This is a genomic window from Candidatus Hydrogenedentota bacterium (assembly GCA_019695095.1).
In the GTDB taxonomy this organism is placed as follows: domain Bacteria; phylum Hydrogenedentota; class Hydrogenedentia; order Hydrogenedentales; family SLHB01; genus JAIBAQ01.
This window is the reverse complement of sequence record JAIBAQ010000024.1, coordinates 24,753-46,988: the sequence shown is the minus strand read 5'-3', so window position 1 is coordinate 46,988 and position 22,236 is coordinate 24,753. Positions and strand designations below refer to the sequence as shown.

The window sequence follows — 22,236 nt, the reverse complement described above, 5'->3', positions numbered from 1 at the left end:
GTCAACGATCCGGGGACAATTCCGCCGCCCATCACGCGGTTGCACTCCGCGAGTTGGATGTCGAGGCGGGTAGAAACCCCTTGCGCGCTATCGGTTATGGGAATGGGTGCGGCAGCTTGCTCCTTGAAGGATTGACGGGTATGCTTTCCAGACTCGACGACCTCTTCTTCGACGATGGTATTCCATTCGCCGCACGCGTCGCAGCGTCCGGACCATCGAACGGAAATCGCGCCACAACTCTGGCAGACAAAGGTCGACTTGGCTTTTGACATCAAACTGGCCCTTCCGAATGCGATTTGCCAGGAGGATAGCAGATAGCGGGAGGATTGGGGAATCGGGTGTGCATAAACGCGATTTGATGTGAAAGGGGATCTGTTTCGCGTCTGGTGTGTGATGCCCTTGGGCTGCGCGGACGTATTGTTTACCGCTACATAGAAGGGATTGGTTGACCGTATGGAGAAGTTGTCGTTTCTAACGCCGGAATTGGCCCGACGCATACAACGCGAGTTTGGAACGCCGGTCTTTGTTTACGACCAGGCGACCCTTGAATCGCAGGCCAAGGCACTGCTTGCGTTTCCCAACGCGTACGGACTGAAGGCGCGGTATGCCATGAAGGCATTGCCCAGCGCGGCGGTATTGAAGATATTCTCCAAGATGGGACTCCATATTGACGCGAGCAGCGGATTTGAAGTGGTGCGTGCGTTGAAAGCCGGGATTCAGCCGAATGAGATTCAACTCACCGCGCAACAGTTGGCGGATTCGTTTGGCGACTTTGTTCGCAAGGGGGTCTTGTTTAACGCGTGTTCCCTGTATCAACTCGATGCCTATGGCAAGGAATTTCCGGGGACGGAGGTATGTGTCCGCATCAATCCCGGGATGGGTTCCGGGCACAGCAACCGAACAAACGTGGGGGGGCCTTCGGCGAGTTTCGGCATTTGGCACGAGCATCTTGATGACGTTTTCGCCGTGCAGAAGAAGCACGGTCTACGGATAACCCGCATGCATACCCACATCGGTTCGGGAAGTGATCCGGCGGTGTGGGAGCATTGCGCCCGGCTTTCGCTGGGTATTGCGGCGAAGTTTACCGAGGTTGAAACGTTAAGTCTCGGCGGGGGCTTTAAAGTCGGGCGTATGCAGGACGAGGTGTCAACGGACCTTCAGGCGATAGGCAAGCCGATCGCGGCGGATTTCGTGCAGTTCTACGAGCAGTACGGGCGCAAACTGCGCCTTGAAGTGGAGCCGGGGACCTTCCTCGTGGCAAACGCGGGCGCACTGGTTGCCACAGCGGTGGACGTTGTCGATACCGGCGCCGACGGGTACACGTTCATCAAGGTGGATAGCGGGATGACGGAGGTGCTGCGTCCGTCGATCTACGGGGCGCAACATCCGATTGTGGTCGTTCCAGCACACGACGAGGCGCGCGGAGAGAGAGACTACATCGTGGTGGGTCATTGCTGCGAGAGCGGCGACGTATTGACTCCGGAGCCTGGCAACCCGGAAGGGCTTGCGCCGCGGCGTCTCACGGAGGCACGTATTGGCGATCCGGTGGTCATCGGCGGGGCCGGAGCCTACTGCGCGGCCATGTCGACCAAGAACTACAATTCCTTTCCCGAAGCTCCCGAGGTGTTGCTGACGACTGGCGGGGAATTGCGGCTTATCCGCAAGCGGCAGACTCTGGAGCAGATTCTCGAGAATGAGGTTTAGGGGGCGCTTGACGCCTTACTCGAGCACACGCTTCTTTCGCGAATCGCGACTAACCCGATCACAAAGACTATTGCCGCGATTGTCAGGATAAGGAGGGAGAAACCTTTTTCCTCTCGCACGGCGGGGCCCACAATGCGATCGACGGCATGTGGGACGTGATTGGTCTCGATGAGAATCGAAGACGCGTTCACAATGAAGTGGGCGAGCATGCCAGGAAAGATGCTTCCCGAACGGAGCACGATGAAGGCGAGGACCACGCCGCTGAGCCCCGTGATGAGTAACCGGTGAACGCTCAAGTGGGCTAGTCCAAAGAGAAATCCCACCGCAATCAGCAATGCCCAACTGGGTAGATGTCTGCGAAGCCCGGAGAGAATGGCGCCGCGAAACAGCGCTTCTTCGCAAATGGCGGGAGATAGGGCCAATACGAAGAGGAGTATGGGGACGGGCGTATTTCCCATTCCCAGCAGGCGCGACATTTCTTGAGCCAAATCTTCCGGGAATGGCAACACTCGTTGCTGCCACACGCTAACTTGAAGGCTTAGCACGACCCACCCAGAAGCGGCAATCGCCGATCCAATGAGGGTGCCAATGGATGGCGCGCGGAGGTTGAGTGCCGATTTGATGTCTACCCGCAGGAACCAGAGCATGGCAAGCGTGGGGAGGAGGAAGAGTCCCCATTGAGTCACGAAAAGCCCGACCAATGCGTGCTTTGCCTGAACGTACGCGCCCACGTAGTAGAGAAGCAGCAGACAAAGCGTGAAGAGCAGAAGGGCTGTGCCTGGAGTCGGTTGTGTGCGCGGCGTAAAGCGCGAGCGTCTGAATGTGAGAGGAATGCCGCGATCTTGGGACAAGACTACTTCCTCACGCTGGAAGAGTTTCGCCGCCAGAAGCAGTGCAAGAATAGCGTAGAGAGTCGTGCTCGCCAGTACCATGAAGACGGGTTGTAGTCCGACTTCGTCGGTCATGAGGTCCTTGAATAGGAGTGCGACGTTGACGATAGGAATGAACTGTGTGCCCGTGCTCAAGGAGATGCCCGGTACGGCAGCGAGTGCGGCGGGAAAGAGGAGTAGCAGGAGGAAAGGAGCGAGTAGATTCTGTGCTTCACGAAAACTGCGGGCGAGTGTGGCGATGGACATCATGACCGCGGAAATCAAGAAGGCCAGCGGGGCCAACGCCAAGGCGATTATGACAACACTGCGAACGGGAAGGCTCAGGCTGAATTCACCAATGGTCTGCTCCAGTTGTGAGAGTTGAATGGCGAGTGCCAGGATCATACTCACCAGATTGAGTGCACCCGTGAACATAGCCAGACAGAAGACGGTCAAAAACTTCCCGGCAAGTATCTCGAGACTTGATGTCGGCGTCGAGAGTAGAGTCTCGAACGTTCCTCGTTCTTTTTCGCCTGCGGTCAGATCGACAGCGGGCACCAATGCGCCGATACCCAACATGACGATCATGATGAGGGGCATCATCATTCCAAGGATGGACCCGGTGGACTTTGCGGGCGTTGCAACATTCTTGCGAGTAACGTCAATGGGACGAGCGAATTCCTTCTGGATACCCAATGACGCGAGACGGTCATCCAAAAGGGCTTCATAGCGCTTGTCGAGACCCTCGGCAAGCCTGTGTTCTGCCTCCAGCGAATCGCCCTCGGCGGCGTCATAGAGAATACGGATTCTCGCCGTTCCTCCGCGCGCCAGAGTCTCCTGGACGTTGTCCTCAGCGATCACCACTGCATGGATCTTGCCTGCGTTCAGATCCAACCTGGCGTCCTTGGATTCGAATAGGGCGATCTTTGGGATGTCCGAGATCCACTCGCGAAGCTGCTCAGTGCCCGGTCCTTCGACGGCAACGCGAGACATACCCCCAGCGACCTTTCCTTGCTGGAGAAGAACGGCCTGGGAACCGGCGATGAACAGTCCTGGATAAATGACGACCGGAATGCCAATCATGGCAATGAGGGTGCGCTTGTCGCGCAGCATGTCCACGAGTTCCTTCCGGAAGATGACAAATACCGTGAAGAAGTTCATGGAACGGCCGCCTTGCGCTCTTCCACCAGCGCGAGAAACGCATCCTTCAAATTGTCGGTATGGGTTTGCTCAAAGAGGCTGGCCTTGGTTCCCATGGCGAGGATACGGCCGGAGTACATGAGGCCAACCCTGTCGCACAACAGATCGGCCTCGGTCATGTAGTGCGTGGAGAAGATGATGCAGTGATTGCGCTGCTTGGCGTCGATGATGAAGTCGAGGATGGTCTTGCTCGTCATGATGTCCAAACCGAGCGTGGGCTCATCCAGAATGAGGACAGGGGGATCGTGCAGCAGAACGCGGGCGATGGATACCTTCTGAGACTGCCCGGTACTCAGGGCTTCACAACGCCGATCGAGAAAGTCACGCATGCACAGGGAGTCCGCGAGGTCTTCGGTGCGGCGTGCGATGCTCGTATCGTGCATTCCGAACAGGCGGCCGAAGTACCGGAGCAATTCGCGGGCGGTGAGGCGGCCATAGAGTTTTGTATTGCCGGAGAGGAACCCCACTTTGCGGCGTGCATCGGCAGGTGCGTCGTGGGTTGGCCTGCCACCTATAGAGCAAGTCCCGGAGGTGGGCGTGATGATCGTGCCGAGCATACGCAAGAGGGTCGTCTTGCCTGCGCCGTTGGGACCCAAAAGGCCAAAGATCTCGCCGGGGTAGACGGACAACGTAGCGTCCTGCACCGCCAGCACACGGCTGCCGCCCGCCCCCTCGAATTCTTTCGTCAGGGCTTCGGCGCGGATCATTGGCTGCGCATTGTCGGACAAGTCTTACTCCCGGTAAACCGACAACCATTCATCGGCATGCAAGAGGTTGTCACTGATTCGACACACCTGTCAAGCTGCCGCGAGCTTGTATCCTTAAGAGGGGCGACGGTACAGTGAAACCACCGGGACGGGAAAGAGCTTCCTTGTCCGCCGCTGGAGGATACAGAATGCCGTGCTTAGTGGTTTTGCTCGCGCTGATCGTGCCGCGGGTTACGCTGTTTTTTATGTGGATAACGGGATACACGGGGCGGGCATTCGAAACGTGGCTATGGCCGTTGGCCGGCTTTTTTATCATGCCGTACACGACCTGCGCCTACGCTATCGGTATGAACAGCACGGGTGGTTTCAGAGGCTGGACGTTGGTCTTGCTCATTGTGGCCATCTTCTTTGATTTGGGTGGCCATGGGGGCAGCGCACGGCACACGCGGCGGCGGTTGGTTCGCGTGCGTGTAGACAGACACTGAAAGGACACAAGACGTGGGTAAGGCTATTGCTTTGGTTACGGGTGCAAGTCGCGGAATTGGCCGCGGAATCGCAATCGAACTGGCCAAGCATGGGTACGATATCGTGGGAATCGCCACCAAAGCGGACCCGGCCAACACCGAATCGGGGTTGTACGAGGTCAAAGGGGTCGTCGAATCACTCGGACAGCGAATGCATCCCATCGCAGGAGATATCTCGAATGTGGACGATCACGAACGCGTGCTCCAGGGCGCTTTAGACGCATTTGGGCAGATCGACGTTCTTGTGAACAATGCGGGAGTCGCTCCGTTGAAGCGGATGGACATTCTCGAGACCAGTCCAGAGAGTTTTGACAGGTTGACGAACATTAATTCGCGTGGCCCCTTCTTTTTCACGCAGCGCGCTGCCAAACAGATGATTGAGCAGGTCAAAAGAGGAACTACCTACGCGCCCATCATCGTTTTTGTGACGAGCATTTCGTCCAATACGGCCAGCCCCAGCCGGGCCGAGTATTGTGTGAGCAAGGCCGGCCTGTCGATGACAGCCCAGTGTTTTGCCGTCCGTCTAGCCGAATTTGGAATCAACGTCTACGACGTTCGTCCAGGGATCATTGCAACCGACATGACGTCTGCTGTGCAGTCGAAGTACGACCACCTGATTGCCGAGGGATTGCTGCTTCAGAAGCGGTGGGGGACCCCTGAGGACATCGGCAAGGCGGTAACGGGGCTTGCAGAAGGCTATTTCGCGTACGCGACGGGGGCGGTCATTGAAGTCGGCGGGGGATTTGGCGTCCAGCGACTTTAGCCAAGCCTCCTTGAGGCCAGGTGGATTTGAGGCGATTTCATCGCTATCATGGAGCCAGCAACTGCAAGGCTAGTTTCGCGTAGGTGGTATCGCCATGACGAATCGCATCAACGCTACCGTACTGTGCTGTCCTGTTTTACTTTTCTTGTCGTCCCTTACGGCGTCGGCTCAAGAGCCGCCTTCCGCGCCTCCCGAAGCTCTCAATCGCACAATTAGCTTCGAAAATGACATTCATCCCATCCTCGCGGAGCGCTGTTTTGAGTGCCACGGGCAGGGAAAGCGAAAAGGTGGTCTTTCGATGGCGTCGCGGGAGACTCTCTTGGAGGGAGGAGAATCCGGTGCTGCTGTCGTTGAAGGAAAGAGTGCTGAGAGTCGCCTGATTCGACTGGTAGCGGGGATGGAACAGGATACCGTCATGCCGCCGAAGGGCCCCCGGTTGACCGATGAACAGGTGGGACTTCTGCGTGCATGGATCGATCAGGGATTGCCCTGGGACCTCAGGACCGAACCTGCGCAGACGTCGTGGAAGCCGTCAGTCACGCTGAATCGGACGCAACCGCCGGGCGAGGTTCAAGGCAATTCGCTGGACCGGTTCCTGGGCGCATACTGGGAGAAGCACGGTGTTCAGCCTGCCGAGCCGGTTTCCGATGCGGCGTTTATGCGCCGGGCGTATATCGATGTATGGGGTCTGCTTCCAGATGAGGCGGCGCTTAAGGCATTCTGCGAGGATACCGCCGCCGATAAGCGCGCGAAGCTCATTGACACGTTGCTCGCCGATCAACAGGCGTATGCCGAAAACTGGATTTCGTTTTGGAACGACGCGTTGCGCAACGATTTTCAGGGGACTGGGTATATCGACGGGGGGCGGAAGCAAATCACTGATTGGCTTTACAACGCGCTCTATCAAAACCTGCCCTATGATCAGTTTGTCTCCCAACTCGTGAATCCGACTCCGGAGAGTGAAGGCTTCGTCAATGGCATCATTTGGCGCGGGGTGACGGCGGCGGCCATGGTGCCGCCGATGCAGGCCGCGCAAACGGTGTCGCAGGTCTTCCTTGGCGTGAATCTGAAGTGCGCTTCGTGTCACGACAGCTTCGTGGATCATTGGAAGCTCTCGGATTCGTACGGTATGGCCAGCGCGTTTTCGGACAGTCCGTTGGAGTTGGTAAGGTGTGACGTGCCGATGGGTGAGATGGCCCAGGCGAAGTTCCTGTGGCCGGAAGTCGGCGAGCTTGACGGAACACGGTCCAAAGAAGGGCGCCGTGCCCAACTCGCGCGGCTGATTACAAGCGAACAGAACGGCTTTTTCACGCGCACCATCGTCAATCGGCTTTGGGCGAAGTTCATGGGGCGTGGCCTTATCGAACCGCTGGAAATCATCGAGAACGAGCCGTGGTACCCGGAAATGCTGGATTGGATGGCCGCGGACCTCATTGACAACGGCTACAACCTCAAGAGCACGATGCGGCTAATTCTTACGTCCAGGGCGTATGCGCTCCCCGCCGTGAGTACTCCCCTCCAATCGGAGGAACCGTACGTATTTAAAGGGCCTGAGGTGAAGCGCATGTCTGCCGAACAATTCCTGGATGCGCTGGCGTCGGTAACGGGGGCTTGGCAACAAGATCCAAAATTCAACTTGCCGCAAGAAGCCAAAGGCCGCGAAGGGCAGATCCGCGCGTGGCGCATCAATGCCGATCCGCTGTCGCGGGCGATGGGGCGTCCCAATCGAGAACAAGTCACGTTGCGTCGGCAGTCTGTTGCAACCGCCTTGGAGGCCGTGGAGCTTACCAACGGCAAGACGCTTTCCGACGGCATGAAGCGAAGCGCCGCGGCATTGCTGGCATCCGGACAGACTGACACCGATGCTTTGCTTCAAGTTCTGTACCGGCGGGCCCTGCAACGCGATGCGACGACTCAGGAATTGGAGATTGGCAAGGGAATTATCGGGGCTCCGCCGACTCAGGAAGGCATGGAAGACTTGCTGTGGGCCATGTCGATGCTTCCTGAGTTCCAATTGATCCATTGAGAAGAACGGTGGGAATGAGGACACTACGATGACGACGTTGAATAGGCGCGATTTCCTCAAGACGGCGAGCGCGGCAACGCTGTCTGCCCTGGCGGCAGGTTTCCCCCGCAAAGCCGAGGCAAATGAACTCGAGAGCATTCGACCCACGGCCGATACCATGATTGTGTTGTGGATGGCGGGTGGGATGGCACATACCGAGACGTTCGATCCGAAGCGCTACACGGAGTTCACAGCGGGAATGCAAGCGAACGACGTGCTCAGTACTTTTCCTGCGATCGACACTGTCGTGGACGGCATGAAGTTCTCGGAGGGGCTTGAGAAGATTGGTTCCGTGATGGATCGCGGAACGCTTATCCGTACGTATCAAGCGGCTGATCTGGGTTTCATTCTACATTCGCGTCACCAATACCACTGGCACACGGGCTATGAGCCGCCGCTGTCCGTTGCCGCGCCACACATCGGATCATTCATTTCGCGCACACTCGGCCCATTGAATCCTGACGTGCCCGCTTTCATCGACATCGGCCAGAGTTTCGATCTGGGTGAAGGGGAGGAGTTGAAGGCATTTCACACGGCAGGCTTTCTCGGGACGGAGTATGGGCCTTTCTTCGTTCCGAATCCGACCGAAGCGCAGGCCAGCGTGCAACCTCCCGCAGGAATGAGCGATGCACGCTTCAAGAACCGAAACAAAGCGTATAAGGCTCTGGCCGACGCCAGTCCAGTGGGTCAACTCGGAAGCGACTATCAACGCGAATCGTTGGTTCGTTCGATGGAAGGCGCGTATCGTCTCTTAACGTCGCCGGCAGCGAAGGCATTCGACCTTTCCCAGGAACCAAAGGAAATCTACGACATCTACAATACCGGGAAATTTGGACTTGGCTGTCTGCTTGCCCGGCGTCTTTGTGAGGTGGGCGCACGCTTCATAGAAGTCACCACGGAATATGAGCCCTTCAAGCATTGGGATACGCACGAAGACGGTCATTCGCGCATGGTCGGCTTGAAGCAGATGATCGACGCGCCCGTTGCGCAGCTTGTTCTGGACTTGGAAGCACGGGGTCTCCTGGAACGAACCCTGATCGTGCTTGCGAGTGAGTTTAGCCGCGACATGCTGACCGAGGGCAAGCCTGACAACAAGGTGAAAGACCAAGTCGAAGTGCCTGCGGTATTGACCGAACCAAAGCACTACGGCATGCACCGTCACTTCACGGACGCGGGTTCGGTCCTCCTGTTTGGCGGCGGCATCAAGAAGGGGTATCTGCACGGCGTCACCGCGGACGAGCGCCCCTGCAAGACCATTGAAAAGCCGGTGAAGACGACCGACCTGCATGCCACGATGTATCGGGCGATGGGAATACCGCCAAACCTGGCCTATGAGGTCGAACGCAGGCCTTTCTACACGACCAAGGACGGACTAGGGAAGCCCGTGATGGAGTTGTTCGCGTAGGGAAGAGGCTGCGTTAACCGGCAACGGCAACAGGATCGGGCAAGTCCCTGCGTATCTCGTCAATGCGGTAGCCAAAACCGGGGCCTTGAATCGTGCTTAGGTCGAGTTGTCCGTTGCGCCGACGGAACAACCCAGGGTGCACGGCCGCCTCTAACGACGATGCCTCGGGGTAGAACTGCATCGCATTGGATTCGACGCCCATGATCGTGCCCGCGTGCGCCGCGAGGAGAACGTGGGGGACTTGCGCCAACATAGGATTGGTGAGATCTTGCACCATGAGTGTCATGCCGTGGGCCTTGGCCCAGCACAGGCTGAGGAGTGCGCCCGTCTGTGTCTTGCAGGTCTTCAGCGCCACACCGGACCAGCCCAGTTCTCGCCCCAATTTCACCAGCCGCCAGTCGTGCGCGCTTTCATCCATGAACAGGGGTTTACGTGCCGATACGCTGTGCACATCGATGCGATGCGCTTCGAGGTCGTAGGGAAAAGGTTGCTCCACGTACAAGAGCATGCCGTAGATGGCAGGGTGTTCGGCCATCAGGCGGTCGAGAATGACATTCACGTAACCGGGCTCCGTAACAGTGCAGTTGAAGTCTGCTGAGAGCCAAAGTACACCACACTTTTTGGCTAACTCGCCAACTCGCACGAGACGGTCCCAATCCCAATCGGCGTCGTTGCCGCGCAACTTCACCTTCAAGCACCGCAACCCGTCGCGGGCGATCCAATCGCGCAGCAGCACCGGATATCCGTCGTCGGGTTCGGAGCCGTCGAGTTCGGAAACGCTGATTGGGTCTTTACCGCCAACCAAATGCCAGACAGGAAGCGAGTCGAGACGAGGAAAGTCGAGATAATCCGCCGGAAACTTGCCCTCGAATGAAATGCCGCCATTGCGTGCGGTATCCAGATACGCGGAGAGGTCGCGGCTCATGAACTCGGCGGTGTAAGTATCATAGACGGGCACGCCGTGTAACTGGCCGTATGCGTCATGCAAGGCGATATCGAAAGCGGAGCAGCACACCAGTGCCGCCAACCACGGCATGGGCTCGGAATGGGATGCGTTGTGTTGTGCCAGAAGGGGAGGAAGGACCTGTTCTTGGAAGTCGGCGCCAAGTTCCACCGGGTGACCAGATGACTCGAATCCCGCCCAAGCCGACACCAGACTTATGCAGAATTGCTTTATCCGTTCGTGTCGCTTCTCATACGGGAGGGTACTTGGCCAGACCCACTGCACGCTTAGCGGAGTCTCGCCCCAACCAACGGCCGTGCGGCCTGTCTTGCCGGCGACAGTGATGCAAACGCGCGCGCAGGTAACGTGTGTGAGGGTTTCCGTGCCAAACTTCAGGGGCACGCGCGTTTCAACGGGCAGGTAGAAGAGGGTGGTGCCCGTAATTCGAACGTCGTTTCTTGTGACCATTAGCTCAATCCCAAAGAACAGTAGTCCTAGTAGATGCAGGCATCAAGCAGCGACAGTACCTCGTCAAGGAGATTGTCGGAAGCCTTCGTAATGTACTTCACGCTCCGTGCACGAAAATCAACAGATTTGATTTGCTCCACCATCACGAATCCAGTGACTTTCCCTTCGTTGTCGAGTGGAACATGAAATGGATATTCGCGATTTGTGTTGGTAATTGGGCAGAGCAACGCCATGCCTGTATGTCTGTTGAAGGTTGTCTTGCTTACAACGATGGCAGAACGGCGCCCTTTCTGTTCGTGACCCGACTGAGGATCAAGTGTTACGGAAACAAGATCGCCTTGGCGAGGCACATAAGACGGCATCTACCAAGTTTCCTTGCCGCGAGGCTCGCCCCACTCGATTTCCCCGCGCTTGGCGTGCCTGGGGATTCTGGAAACTAGTTCCTCGATGTCATACTTGCCTCGGATACGTCTCGCTACCCGAATCTCGATTACTCCTTGCCGTGTGGAAACCTCAACTTCCTCACCGATCTCAATCGAAGCAGATTCTAGGATATCTCGCGTAAGGCGAAGCCCTTGGCTGTTTCCCCACTTCTGTATGCGCGTGACCATAGTCGATTCTCCAAGGTATATACAAAGTATAGCCGCAGAAAGAAGGGGAGTCAACGTGGCGGAACGGGTAACGTAATTAACGCACCCCAGCCATTTCCAGCGCTCGAATCTCTTCGGCCCACTTGGCTCGTTGGGATTCCGCGACTTGAGGGTCGGGCAGAAGACTTCGGCGCGTACAATTCACAAGGGCCTGAAGCGTCTGATAGCGGCGAGTCTCCCCAATGGCAGGAGGGACGTGATCGTGAAGGACAGCGAGTGCATCGTCGATGGTGAGCGGTTTTTGTTTGAGTGCGGCTTTTGCCTTCAATTCCGATCGCATGGAAGCAAAACTGGCCGCTGAATAACCCAAGGTCGCTGCGTCGAGACGCTGAAGCGATGAATCGTCCAAGGTTCCCTCCATGCAGCCACTCACGAGCCACTTCACGAACTCCGTGCGGTCATCACCTTCGGGGTCAAGAACGGGGATGATCAGGTCGCCCACGCGGCCAGGCCGTCGCAGGTCAGGGGACAAAAGGTGAATGCGAGCGGTCATCAGGAGCCAGACGACGCGTCCGCGAGACTTGGGATCGGACATCATGGCTTGGATCTTACCAGTCAATCGGCGCTCGGTTTCGTGAGCCTCGGGGCCAATCGCCCCGAATTGCGTGTCGGCCTCATCCACGAAGATCAGGACCTTTGCGAGAGCGTCCAGCACGCGGCGCAACCGCTCGAATATGACGTCGGTCTGTCCGAACCACTGGCTCCGGATGTTCTTGAGGACCAACACCACCATATCTAATTCAGACGCAACTGCCTCAAAGATAAATGTCTTGCCGCCGCCGATGGCACCCGCGACTGCTGCGCCGGATAGGGCCTCCGGCCCGGTGGCACGGAAACGGGGAATGAGTTCCTCGCGCAGAAAGCGTTTGAGCTTTGTGAAGCCAACCACATCGTTCAGCGTATGAGAGGGTTTCTTGAACTCAACAATATCTTCTCCCAATTGCCCTTTGATGTAGTCTTCGACTTTTTCGATCACTTGCTCTTGCGTGAGCGTTTTGCGCTCGTGTTGCGCGCCCTTCATGAGCTGCATCAATGCATGGATCGAAAGGCCAGCCGTAAAGCGCGCCAGGTCTTCGGGGCTGCTCCATAGCTGTAATGGTCCAGTCTCGGAACGACTAGCAAGGAACCAATTGATGAAATGGAGGCGAGCCGACTCGTCGGGAGAGGGCACACTTACCTCAAGGACCTGTGGAAGTCGCGATACGCGGCTGTTGAGGAGGCTGCGAGATTCCGACAACAACACCACGGCATCGTGCCCGTTCATGAAACCCGGATCGCCAAACCAGTCGTGGCAGATATTGACACGGTGTCTGTCGACGTCCGAAAGGCGGGTAATCTCACCTTCCGGGAGGAGCATGTCGGCGGATTCGATGAGGATGAGCAAGTCCTCTTTCAGCAACGGAGCTCCATTGGACTCGGAGCGCGAGCACAGGCACATCTGCCGGAAGAGTTCGAGGGCGACGGTGGGATTTCCTACGGCGGCCTTTAAGTTGGCGTCGAACGCCGCCCCCAAGGCTTCGTGTTCAATGGCTTCCTTGGAGTTGGAAAGCATGCGCTTGATGGCAATCTCGTTTGCATCGAGTCCGGTTCGCCATTTCAACCACGCGTCTTTGACCTTGTCTCGGTCGGCTACATTCACAAAGCGAATCGGGCCGTTTATCTCGTAAACAACCAAGATGACATTCGGAAGCTTCCACTGCGCGGAGAGAAAGTCGAGTAACGTTACGTAGTCTTGCGAACCGTCTGCGCTTGAATGGCAGAACAAGTCGTACACATTTCCGGTAAGTACGACCGTGCGTGCCTGACCGGAATTCAGGATTCGTCCTGCCGAACGGAGAAACGCGTAATCTGGAGAGGTCATTGCACGATTTTCCTCGCGACGAGACTATTCGGGCAGCGGGGTCTTTTCTGCTGGGGCCTTATCCTTTTCGGCAGGTTTGGTATCCGCAGCTTGGGCCAAACCGAGTAGCTGATCGAACTCGGACGATGCGGATGTGTTTCGTGCATATTCGAGGAATTCCGCTTCGCGTGCGCGGGAATCCGTGCCCGCGAGCTCTTTTGAAATGCGGGCCTCCGCCTTGGCCTCTTCACGCATGGTGCGCAGTCTCTGCAGTTCCTCGGCGGTCCCGTCATGCGCGATGCCGGACAGGGTGTCCGCGATTTCACGTTCTTCTTTTGCGGTCATGATTTCCGCAACGGCGTCCACGGCCTCGCTGCGCAGCTTATCCACTTCACGCATGAGTGATTCGAGTTGGACCTTGTGTTCCTTGATGCGGCTCGCGAATCCTTCGACGTCTTCTTCCAGCTCCTGGATGCGGGCCTTTTTCTCCTCAAGCGTGGAGGAGAAGTCGTTGTAAGCGGCCAGGCAACGCATATAGTCCTCGTTGCTCTTGATTTCTTCCATGCTCTTGCCGGCGGCCTGCATCTGGGAAACGGTCTGTTTTGCTTTTGCGAGCGCGCCCGTGCGCAGGCGTTCGAGATGAGCGACCTCTTCGGACAGGGTCTTCACCTTGGACATCTTCATGACTTGCTGCGAAATGAGACCCGCAACCGCCTGCTTGAATTGCTGAATACGTTCGGTTTTCTCGCGCACGATTTGATCGTAACGAGCCCGGATTACGTGGGGATTGGTGTCCAAGCCGCGGCGTGAGGAATCCACGCGGCCGGTAACGAGTAGAATTAGGGACTTGAACCAACGTCCGATTGCGCTGAACATGGGCGCGTCTCCTTTCGCGTTTCCCCACTCGGGGAATCCGTCATGCAGTGGGTCACTGCGAATGTCTACATAGGAATTTCACCAGCAATGCAGGTGGGAATGCAAGTAACCAGTTTGCCATCTTCAATATTTGATCGTTTTCAAGGCCGCGGAACATACCGTGTGGGTATTGATGCTCTTGGAGGACATTTCGTTTAGCCGCCGGTGACTCGGCACGAAATGTCGTGATTCGACGGCAGATTCAGAGGAGCGCTGGCCACTTTTTTCGAGGGTGAATCGACTCGATGACTTGAATCGATCCATATACCTTGGATATTATAAATGTGCGTATTATAGGAGTGCCGCTATGTACCGCGAGAATGGGGCTTGGAGGAAGTTTGAATGACGGATGGAATGCAGTTTTCCGTTAATGTGGACGGACCGCTGGCCGTTTACACACAAATCGAAAATCAACTCATGTTTGCTATCGCGTCCGGAAAGCTTGCAGAAGGAGAAGCGATTCCTTCTGGGCGCGACATGTCTGAAATGGTGTCAGTTAATCCGAATACAGTTAACAAGGCATATCGCGATTTGGAGATTATGGGATTGCTGCGTACGCGCCGTGGAGTAGGAGTCATGGTGGCTGCGGGCGCCAAGCAAATTGCGTTGCGCAAGACGTTACCAATGGTTGCCGAACATCTCCGGGATGCCGTTGCGGAGTGCCTGGCGTGCGGTATGAAGGCAAGCGACATAACCGCGACGGTAAACAAGGCGATCAAGTCTGGAGCGACGCCATATGCTGGTGGTGCCTGATTCGGGCTCGCTGAGGTAAAGTTCTGAAGGAATGCAGAGCGGGACGCCCCAATGGGACGTCCCGCTTTTTGTTGTGTTGGGTCAGGCCGATTACAGTGCGCTAAGCGCGTACGAAATGAAGCAAGACCAGAAACGAGAGAAGGGGGTCTCGCCCGGGTACTTGATGAAGGACACGTGGCCGTCCATATAAAGGACGTTACCACCGCCAGGTACGTGGTTGAAATTGCCTGAGTTGTCGCCGCTGATGTCGTCGGTCATCACGAAGATTTCGCTCTGGGCCTTCGCGGAGGCGGCCGGGTTGTTGATGTCGGAGATCAAGAAACGCTCGATGCCTTCCCTCAGGCGCGGGAAGATTCCCAGGTCATCCTGATAAACGGATGCGTCTACACCACCGGTTTCCCAGGTTTGTGAGCCTGTAAGCAGGTCAAGTAGGCTGTCTTGCGCATCTGGGGTCATGTAGGCCAAGACACTAGCGTCAGGGGTGAGAGCAGCATCGTTTTCCTGTGTCGGATCAAGCATGGCCTTCTGCGGCGAAATTAACCAGCCGATGTAGATGTAGGAACGCGCGTCAAAAGCGCAGGGATCGGGTTGACCGGCCGTGCTGAATTCGTCCAGCTCTCTATCGTAGCTGGCATCAGATGGACATTCGAGAATATTGACGTCGGTCAAGTATTCCGGAAAGATGTCCACACCATCGCAAATTGCCTTGAAGTTGCTCGCGACGCAAGTACCAGGGACTGCGGTCCGTCCCCACTTCTGGTTTGTGGGATACTTCTCGCCCTTGGACTCGTTGGCGTACATCTTGAAAACGAGACCCATTTGTTTGAGGTTGTTTTGGCAGCTCGCGCGGCGTGCCGCTTCGCGGGCCCGAGCTAACGCCGGAAGCAAGATGGCTGCAAGTATGCCAATGATAGCAATCACTACAAGAAGCTCAATGAGAGTAAAACCACGCTTTTTCATCTAGGAATTCCTTCCTTGCGCAAAGCTCAAAGCAATGCATGTTACTGAATTCCGGTTCTACCAGGATTGACACATAGCGGGCTACTGCAATTTCGGAACCGAACGAATTGACTACTTTCCCACCCCCTTCCGTCGCAATTACACGACCTTGTAAACCAAAGAAAGGGTTACTCGGGGACGCCGACTGCTATTGGAAAGGCATCGGAATCACCAGTACGTACAGCTTGCTGCATTCACCCTAGCATGATTCGGATTTTTCTGCAATAGGTTTGCGACCAAGAGTCAGGAGGTGTACGTAGGGTCAGATGAGCGAAGCTGACGCAAGTGTAGCCGAAACGGCTGGTTGCATATTTGTAAGGAAGACGAGTTGTCGAGCTGTTTGACACAACGTTTTCTCACAAAAGCCTTTACAAACTCAGGCTGTTAAGTCTCCAAGTCAGCCTTCTAAAGATGGTTACGGTTAAGGGGGGTTGCGTATCTGTGCTAGTCTGAGGTTGGACGGTCATTCTCGTCGAGAGTTCGCCGGATTCGTAGGTAGGATTCGTAGCGGGCTCGGGGAAGCATTTCTTCCTCTACAGCGGTCTTTACAGCGCACGACGGTTCGTGCGTATGCGTACAGTTGCGAAATCGGCACGATTTCGAGAAGTCCGTGAATTCATGGAAGTAGAAGTCCAGTTCCTCCGGGACAACTCCCCACAGGCCCAACTGACGAATACCGGGTGTGTCGATTATGCGAATCCCCCCGCGAAGTTCATACATTCGAGAGGCAGTTGTGGTGTGCTGTCCGCGTTGAGTGCTCTCAGAGATTTCACGAGTCACCAATTCGTGGCGAGGGTCCAATGCATTGATGATCGATGACTTGCCGACACCGCTGTTCCCCGCCAAGACGCTTATTCGACCCGTCAAGCAGTCTCGCAGTTCTTCAAGTCCGTCACCGTTTGTGCAGCTTGTATTAACAACACGCACTCCCATGTCTCGATAGAGCTGAAGTTGCGGAGGCTCCTGCGAGACAAGGTCGATCTTATTCAGACAGACCAGGGGTTCGACGTTACCCACTTGAGCGGCTATCAAGTATCGGTCGATGAAGCCAGGGTTGAAGTACGGTTTGGCTGCCGCGGCAACCACAACCGCTAAATCGATGTTCGCAGCAAAGACCTTCTCGCGATTCTGTCCGATAGCGGGCCTGCTGAGTTTGTTGCGTCGATGCCGAACCGCTTTCACGAAGGGTTTGTCCTCAAGCCGTTCAACAAGCACTTCGTCGCCGGGAGCAAGTATGGAACGTTTGCGGTCTAACAACGAGTCAGCGACGCGGCAGAGACACTCTTGACCCTCCCAGAGAACGAAGGCGAGCGAACCGTACGGTGAAACTAAAAGCGCGTTGGGTTCGATGTCGCTGAAATAGACCCTGTCTTCCGGCGTGCGACCGGAGGGTGTCTCTTGGCGAGAGTTGGCTACGCGAGTCGGCGTGTCGATGTCTTGGACGCCCCAGTTGCGTTTGCGTGTTCGCCCGCGCTTAGGCATGGATTCCCTGCTGACCTGAAAGGTGAATCATATGCTGCCCCATACAACCATGGATTCCCAGGCTATGGGTTCATCAAGGTGACCCTTTAATTCAATCTCGGAGCGCAATCGGGCTACCCCTTCATCAAACTCCGTGGAATCCATCAGATTGAACGTGCTGATAAAGCGGTTTTCGATCTTTCGCAGGTACGCGGAGTCTATCGGCACAGGTGCGGCTCGGTGGACACGGTGGTCGATACGGTTAAATCCGGCGGCCTTCATCGCAGAGACGACAGTCTCCAAGGGTTGGAATCTCTTCGTGTCAATCGAGGCAAAGCTGGGAAAGTAGCGGTTCATGGGGTGGCGTTCGATGAAGTCGTGCGTTGTTGTGACATGCGCGCTATGGCCCGATCCGAGCAAGCGTGCACATTCGCGAAAGAGCGGGTCTAGATCGTCAATGTGGTGCAGCATGTACACGCTGAAGACAAATTGCGCGACGCCCGATGCGAGGGGTGTGGCCAGCGCATTCGCTTGGATCCAACGAGCGCTTGGACACTTCCGGCGGCCTTCGCGCAACATGCCCAGGGAGGCGTCCAGGCACGTAAGCTGACACGGATGACCTTCAAGCAGGGCAACGGAGTTGTTGCCGGTGCCTGCACCCAACTCGACCACGCTCCGGGCCCCACTCTCGCGCGCCAGCGAGAGTATGGAATCCATGAAAGGCCCACCGATGCTCCGGAACCGATCGTAGGTCTGCGCAATTTGATCGTAGTTCACGGACACGCGGTATCCGCTCCTTGTGTTACTTCTTCTCGATGCGCGTAAAGTCGGCCACTTGAGTCACGGTATTCAAGAACTGCTGCAGAAGCGCCTGGCGATTACGGCGGACACGTTCGTCCGGATCGTTCACCAAGACTTTCTCGAAGAAGCCCGAGATGACCGGCACTGCGTGCGAGATGGCCTCGATGGCGTCGTCGAATTCGTGCCGCTCCATCAGAGCGGGGATTCTGTCACGAATGGCATTGCACTCAGCGAGAAGATTCTGCTCAGGCTCGGTCAACAGGCCCGCATCCAGGCTATCCGCGGGCTCCTTAATGATGCGTTGCATGCGCTTGGTCTGTTCCGCAAGGCTTTGGACTTCGCTGTCCTCCAGGCGCCCTAATGCTTTCGCGCATTCACGGGCATGACGGGGACGGCGTCCATGCGTAGCCAGAGCGGCGGCGACCAAGTCGTAGGAGAAACCCTGGTCACGAAGAACTACAGCCATGCGGTCGTTGAAGAAATCGATCAATTCCTGCAAAGCCTTGTCCGGCGCGTGTACGACGGTCCCGTAGTTGGCAAGGGCCGCGCGGAAGAATGTCTCGAGATCGATTTCCAGCCCCGCCGACTCCACGATGGAAAGCAAGGCAAGGGCATTGCGGCGGAGCCCGAACGGATCACTGGTTCCCTTTACGCGCATGCCTATTCCAAAGTAGCCCGCCAACGTATCAAAGCGATCGAGCAAGGCTGCCACAATTCCCAGAGCCGAGGAGGGGAGTTGGTCACCGGCGCGCCGTGGCAGGCGATGCTCGGCAATAGCGTCTGCGATGTCGTGAGCGATGCCTTCTTTCTTGGCATAGAGCATACCCACTACGCCCTCAAGGGAATCGAACTCGAATACCATTTGTGTCGTCAGATCCGCCTTCATCAAGGTCAGGACGTCCGCCATCTTCCGGTCATCCACCAGTGGCAAGTGACCCTTCAGGGTGAAGTAGAGATCGCGCAGGCGCGCTACCTTGTCGGCCACCGTCCCGAGCTTCTGGTGGAACATGACGGACGACAATTTCTCTGCAAAGGCTTTCAAGGGTGTTTGGGTGTCGCTGTCCCAGAAGTACTTCGCATCACGCAGGCGCGCGTTCAGAACACGCTCATTGCCTTGCCGGATAATTGCCTTGCCTTCGGCGGAATGCTCGCCGTTTGCTACACACACAAAGTAATGACTCAGTTTGCCATTTGCCGTCCGGAGGGGGATGTACCGTTGATGAACCTTCATGGGTGTGATAATGACTTCTTCTGGCAGGGTGAGCGCGTCTTCCGGTATGGCCCCGACAATCGGTTCGGGCCACTCGGCAAGGTTGGCAATTTCCGTGTATAGATCTTCATCCTGCTCGGGGACGAGGTTCATCTCTGTCGCGAGGGCCAGGACTTTATCCCGAAGAACAGCTTTGCGCTCCGCCCCGTCGACCAGCACGAGGCGTCCGCGCAGGTCATCTACGTAGGATTGCGCAGATGAAATCGTTACAGGCCCTGCTGCCAATCGCCGATGACCATAGGATTCGCGGCCTGAATACACGAAGCGCTCTGGGCCAATCTCGGACGCGTCGCGTAGCTTGATTTGTACGGGTACGAGTGTCGAGCCGTGCAATGCGACAACCCAACGAATCGGACGCGAAAACACCAGGGTGGAATTCTCCCACCCCATGGTTTTGACAAAATGAATACCCGTCACGAAATCGTTGACAATCTCATTAAGCAGCTTGGACAGGTGACGGCCCTTTTGTTGCACTTGCGCGAAGGCGTATTCGGCCTTGCCGTCTTCGCGGAAGTAAATGTCTTCCACCGATACGCCGTTACCTTCCGCAAAGCGTTTGGCGGGCATGGTCCAGTTGCCATTGTCGTCTTTGCATACGGCGCGTTTGGGGCCGCGAACTTCCTTGCTGACGTCTTTCTGGCGCGAAGGGACATTCGGTGCTTGAATCGCTATTCGCCGCGGGCTTACGTAGACCGTCAATGGGCCATGGGAAAGACCCCGTTCCGCCATGAGCTTTGAGAAAAGGGCAGGTGCTTGAGCTTCAAGAGTCTGAATGTCCTTGTCCGGTAGTTCTTCGACGCCGATCTCAACCAGGAGTGTTTCCTCAGGCGAGTACTCGGAAGACTCCGGCGCTTTTGCGGGCGCAGTCAGTTCTGCGATGGGCTTGGCGTGGCGCAGCATGGGAAAGCCCATCGCCTCGCGCTGGGCAAGGAAACCTTTGGCACACCGCTCGGCAATCGCGCGGCATCGTAGCAGAAAACGTCCGCGCTCTGTGACCGAGAGAGCTCCACGCGCGTCGAGCACGTTAAACAAGTGCGAGAGCCGCAGGCAGTGATCGTAGGCAGGTAAGATGAAGCCTAGTTCAAGAAGACGGGCGCCTTCGCTTTCCCAGATATCAAACACATTGAAGAGTTTGTCTGTATCCGCCGCCTGGAAATTGTAGTGGCAGTATTCGACCTCTGAAGCATGGAATATGTCGCGGTAGGTAACTCCGCTTGGCGCCCACACAAGGTCATAGACGTTTTCGACTCCCTGCAGGTACATGCAGATGCGCTCGATGCCGTACGTCAATTCGCAGGCGCGCACATCGAGCTTCACCCCGCCACATTCCTGGAAGTACGTGAATTGGAGAACCTCCATTCCGTCCAGCCATGCTTCCCAACCAAGTCCCCATGCGCCCAGGGACGGACTCTGCCAATTGTCTTCCACGAAGCGGAAATCATGTTTATGAAGATCGAGCCCCAACGCTTCCAGGGATTGAAGGAATAGTTCCTGCACATCCGGAGGCGACGGTTTCAGAATAACCTGGTATTGGTAGTAGTGCTGAAGTCGGTTGGGATTCTCGCCGTAGCGACCGTCCGTTGGCCGTGTGCTCGGTTCGGGATAAGCGACTGACCAGGGCTCGGGACCCAGGACGCGCAGAAACGTCGCCGGATTCGATGTCCCCGCGCCAACTTCTGTGTGGTAGGGCTGCCACAACAAGCAACCGCGCTCGCTCCAAAACCGGTTTAATGTCTGCAACACTTCCTGAACGTACATTGCGATATCCTAACTGCTGACGCTTGGTGAGTTGGATTGCCCCGAGGCGCGCCGATACGGATTCCGGCGCGGCAAGCAGGTTCCCGAGGCCGATTGACAGCACACGGGAGCCCTTATGTTAGCAAGTAGTGGGGGGCGCTTTCCACGAAGGTGGACGGTTGAGAAAATAACGAATGAGAGCACCCTGCATGGGAGTCTATCTCCATGCAGGGTGTTGTGAACTCTAATGCTTCGGATTATCCGTTGAGGAGCGTGTCCATCCTCTTGCGAAGGTCCGTGAGATAGGCTTCATCGCCGCCGCCCAACTCGGCGGTGCCGAAACCCTGGTAGCCGACCTCAGCGAACGCTTTCCGTACCTCGGGCCAGTTGACGTCGCCTTCGCCGAGATTGGGCCATGAGCTATCGGCCTTCTTATACTCCTTAACGTGCACTTTGTAGATGCGCTTGCCGAGCGTGCGAATCCAAGCCTGAGGCTCGGCGAACTTCACCACGTTGGCTATGTCGAAGTACGCGCGTACCCACGGGGAATTGAATTGATCCACGTACTTGGCCATTTCGTTCGCATCAAGCAGGAAGTTGTTCCACACTTCTTCAATGCAAATGATTACCTTGAGCTCTTCGGCGACGGGGATCAGCGTGCGAATATGCTTCGTCGAACGCTCCCATGCCTGATCGTACGTGACCTCGCCCTTCACGACGCCGGGGACAAGGAGAATATTGTCGGCGCCCATGGCTTGGGCGGAACGTAGTGCCGATTCAACCTTTGCGCGAGCCGCTTCTTGTTTTGCCGTGTCGGGATCAGTGAGTGTGGGGTCCCAACCGCCGTAGATGACGGAGTGAATGGGGACGCCCGCAGCCTTTGCCAAGTCGCCGCGTTTCTTGGCGGCGGCGAGATCATCGACCGGTTCCGATTCGATACCCTCAAACCCGCATTTCTTTGCCAGCTTGAACCGGTCTTCTTCTGACAGGTCCTTGGGAAGCATGCCGAAGATGAGGGCGGTCTTGAAGGGCTTGGCGGCAGCGTCGGCCGCTGCGGCTTGAAACAGCGAACTGGCCATACCTGCGCCCGCGGCCAATGCCGCTGTCTGCATCATGAAATCCCGTCGTCCGATCATTGAACTGCTCATTCTCTCTTGTCCTT

Annotated in this window: 19 protein-coding genes; 6 read left to right on the top strand and 13 right to left on the bottom strand. The window is 56.6% G+C overall.

The features are described from left to right. On the bottom strand, window positions 1–272 hold a 272-nt coding region (locus tag K1Y02_06445), incomplete at its 3' end, for a DNA repair protein RadA (protein ID MBX7255983.1). 181 nt (window positions 273–453) lie between these two features. On the opposite strand from K1Y02_06445, the gene K1Y02_06440 reads away from it, so the two are divergent. Beyond that, on the top strand, window positions 454–1,704 hold the full coding sequence (locus K1Y02_06440) for a diaminopimelate decarboxylase (protein MBX7255982.1): 1,251 nt from the start codon (window positions 454–456) through the stop codon (window positions 1,702–1,704). Here the strand turns inward: K1Y02_06440 and K1Y02_06435 are convergent. Both K1Y02_06435 and K1Y02_06430 read right to left on the bottom strand, forming a co-directional pair. Further along, the gene (locus tag K1Y02_06435; GenBank protein MBX7255981.1) at window positions 1,701–3,734 is read right to left on the bottom strand and encodes an ABC transporter permease; all 2,034 of its coding nucleotides are present in this window, start codon (window positions 3,732–3,734) and stop codon (window positions 1,701–1,703) included. The genes K1Y02_06440 and K1Y02_06435 overlap by 4 nt on opposite strands. Next, window positions 3,731–4,501: an ATP-binding cassette domain-containing protein gene (locus tag K1Y02_06430; GenBank protein ID MBX7255980.1), complete on the bottom strand. Its 771-nt coding sequence runs from the start codon at window positions 4,499–4,501 to the stop codon at window positions 3,731–3,733. The genes K1Y02_06435 and K1Y02_06430 overlap by 4 nt, the downstream gene beginning before the upstream one ends. A gap of 167 nt (window positions 4,502–4,668) precedes the next feature. Here K1Y02_06430 and K1Y02_06425 point away from each other — a divergent pair, with 167 nt between their 5' ends. The 4 genes from K1Y02_06425 (at window position 4,669) to K1Y02_06410 (ending at window position 9,237) form a co-directional block, all read left to right on the top strand. Then, window positions 4,669–4,965, top strand: coding sequence for a hypothetical protein (locus K1Y02_06425; protein MBX7255979.1), 297 nt, complete (start codon window positions 4,669–4,671; stop codon window positions 4,963–4,965). A 13-nt stretch (window positions 4,966–4,978) separates the two neighbouring features. After that, the gene (locus K1Y02_06420; protein MBX7255978.1) at window positions 4,979–5,767 is read left to right on the top strand and encodes a 3-ketoacyl-ACP reductase; all 789 of its coding nucleotides are present in this window, start codon (window positions 4,979–4,981) and stop codon (window positions 5,765–5,767) included. Window positions 5,768–5,861: 94 nt separating this feature from the next. After that, window positions 5,862–7,793 (top strand): PSD1 and planctomycete cytochrome C domain-containing protein, encoded by a 1,932-nt coding sequence (locus K1Y02_06415; GenBank protein MBX7255977.1) that lies wholly within the window; start codon window positions 5,862–5,864, stop codon window positions 7,791–7,793. A 28-nt stretch (window positions 7,794–7,821) separates the two neighbouring features. Next, a complete protein-coding gene (locus K1Y02_06410; GenBank protein MBX7255976.1) occupies window positions 7,822–9,237 on the top strand; it encodes a DUF1501 domain-containing protein in 1,416 nt (471 codons plus the stop codon). 13 nt (window positions 9,238–9,250) lie between these two features. Here the strand turns inward: K1Y02_06410 and K1Y02_06405 are convergent, their stop codons facing one another. From K1Y02_06405 to K1Y02_06385, 5 genes are all read right to left on the bottom strand, one after another. After that, on the bottom strand, window positions 9,251–10,648 hold the full coding sequence (locus K1Y02_06405; GenBank protein MBX7255975.1) for a mandelate racemase/muconate lactonizing enzyme family protein: 1,398 nt from the start codon (window positions 10,646–10,648) through the stop codon (window positions 9,251–9,253). 26 nt (window positions 10,649–10,674) lie between these two features. Then, window positions 10,675–11,010, bottom strand: a complete 336-nt coding sequence (locus K1Y02_06400) for a type II toxin-antitoxin system PemK/MazF family toxin (protein ID MBX7255974.1) — start codon at window positions 11,008–11,010, stop codon at window positions 10,675–10,677. Beyond that, entirely contained in the window at window positions 11,011–11,259 is a 249-nt protein-coding gene (locus K1Y02_06395) for a transcriptional regulator/antitoxin, MazE (GenBank protein ID MBX7255973.1), read from the bottom strand. A gap of 76 nt (window positions 11,260–11,335) precedes the next feature. Further along, complete coding sequence (locus K1Y02_06390; GenBank protein MBX7255972.1) at window positions 11,336–13,159, bottom strand: ATP-binding protein; 1,824 nt, start codon at window positions 13,157–13,159, stop codon at window positions 11,336–11,338. A 24-nt stretch (window positions 13,160–13,183) separates the two neighbouring features. Then, on the bottom strand, window positions 13,184–14,014 hold the full coding sequence (locus K1Y02_06385) for a hypothetical protein (protein ID MBX7255971.1): 831 nt from the start codon (window positions 14,012–14,014) through the stop codon (window positions 13,184–13,186). 381 nt (window positions 14,015–14,395) lie between these two features. Here K1Y02_06385 and K1Y02_06380 point away from each other — a divergent pair, with 381 nt between their 5' ends. Then, on the top strand, window positions 14,396–14,806 hold the full coding sequence (locus K1Y02_06380) for a GntR family transcriptional regulator (GenBank protein ID MBX7255970.1): 411 nt from the start codon (window positions 14,396–14,398) through the stop codon (window positions 14,804–14,806). A gap of 90 nt (window positions 14,807–14,896) precedes the next feature. Here K1Y02_06380 and K1Y02_06375 read toward each other — a convergent pair whose 3' ends face one another. The 5 genes from K1Y02_06375 to K1Y02_06355 all read right to left on the bottom strand — a co-directional run bounded on the left by K1Y02_06375 (window position 14,897) and on the right by K1Y02_06355 (window position 22,222). Continuing rightward, window positions 14,897–15,766: a DUF1559 domain-containing protein gene (locus K1Y02_06375; protein ID MBX7255969.1), complete on the bottom strand. Its 870-nt coding sequence runs from the start codon at window positions 15,764–15,766 to the stop codon at window positions 14,897–14,899. 483 nt (window positions 15,767–16,249) lie between these two features. Next, the gene (gene rsgA / locus K1Y02_06370) at window positions 16,250–17,287 is read right to left on the bottom strand and encodes a ribosome small subunit-dependent GTPase A (protein MBX7255968.1); all 1,038 of its coding nucleotides are present in this window, start codon (window positions 17,285–17,287) and stop codon (window positions 16,250–16,252) included. Window positions 17,288–17,314: 27 nt separating this feature from the next. Further along, entirely contained in the window at window positions 17,315–18,049 is a 735-nt protein-coding gene (locus K1Y02_06365; protein ID MBX7255967.1) for a methyltransferase domain-containing protein, read from the bottom strand. 19 nt (window positions 18,050–18,068) lie between these two features. After that, a complete protein-coding gene (gene glyS, locus K1Y02_06360) occupies window positions 18,069–21,095 on the bottom strand; it encodes a glycine--tRNA ligase subunit beta (protein ID MBX7255966.1) in 3,027 nt (1,008 codons plus the stop codon). A 236-nt stretch (window positions 21,096–21,331) separates the two neighbouring features. Beyond that, the gene (locus K1Y02_06355; GenBank protein ID MBX7255965.1) at window positions 21,332–22,222 is read right to left on the bottom strand and encodes a sugar phosphate isomerase/epimerase; all 891 of its coding nucleotides are present in this window, start codon (window positions 22,220–22,222) and stop codon (window positions 21,332–21,334) included. Window positions 22,223–22,236: the final 14 nt, after the last annotated feature.

Excerpts from the sequence above, each read along its gene's own strand:
- K1Y02_06405 (MBX7255975.1), bottom strand. The coding sequence starts at position 10,648 with ATGGTCACAAGAAACGACGTTCGAATTACGGGCACCACCCTCTTCTAC.
- K1Y02_06410 (MBX7255976.1), top strand. The coding sequence starts at position 7,822 with ATGACGACGTTGAATAGGCGCGATTTCCTCAAGACGGCGAGCGCGGCA.
- K1Y02_06415 (MBX7255977.1), top strand. The coding sequence starts at position 5,862 with ATGACGAATCGCATCAACGCTACCGTACTGTGCTGTCCTGTTTTACTT.
- K1Y02_06355 (MBX7255965.1), bottom strand. The coding sequence starts at position 22,222 with ATGAGCAGTTCAATGATCGGACGACGGGATTTCATGATGCAGACAGCG.
- K1Y02_06400 (MBX7255974.1), bottom strand. The coding sequence starts at position 11,010 with ATGCCGTCTTATGTGCCTCGCCAAGGCGATCTTGTTTCCGTAACACTT.
- rsgA (MBX7255968.1), bottom strand. The coding sequence starts at position 17,287 with ATGCCTAAGCGCGGGCGAACACGCAAACGCAACTGGGGCGTCCAAGAC.
- K1Y02_06390 (MBX7255972.1), bottom strand. The coding sequence starts at position 13,159 with ATGACCTCTCCAGATTACGCGTTTCTCCGTTCGGCAGGACGAATCCTG.
- K1Y02_06435 (MBX7255981.1), bottom strand. The coding sequence starts at position 3,734 with ATGAACTTCTTCACGGTATTTGTCATCTTCCGGAAGGAACTCGTGGAC.
- K1Y02_06385 (MBX7255971.1), bottom strand. The coding sequence starts at position 14,014 with ATGTTCAGCGCAATCGGACGTTGGTTCAAGTCCCTAATTCTACTCGTT.
- glyS (MBX7255966.1), bottom strand. The coding sequence starts at position 21,095 with ATGTACGTTCAGGAAGTGTTGCAGACATTAAACCGGTTTTGGAGCGAG.
- K1Y02_06375 (MBX7255969.1), bottom strand. The coding sequence starts at position 15,766 with ATGAAAAAGCGTGGTTTTACTCTCATTGAGCTTCTTGTAGTGATTGCT.
- K1Y02_06425 (MBX7255979.1), top strand. The coding sequence starts at position 4,669 with ATGCCGTGCTTAGTGGTTTTGCTCGCGCTGATCGTGCCGCGGGTTACG.
- K1Y02_06395 (MBX7255973.1), bottom strand. The coding sequence starts at position 11,259 with ATGGTCACGCGCATACAGAAGTGGGGAAACAGCCAAGGGCTTCGCCTT.
- K1Y02_06380 (MBX7255970.1), top strand. The coding sequence starts at position 14,396 with ATGACGGATGGAATGCAGTTTTCCGTTAATGTGGACGGACCGCTGGCC.
- K1Y02_06440 (MBX7255982.1), top strand. The coding sequence starts at position 454 with ATGGAGAAGTTGTCGTTTCTAACGCCGGAATTGGCCCGACGCATACAA.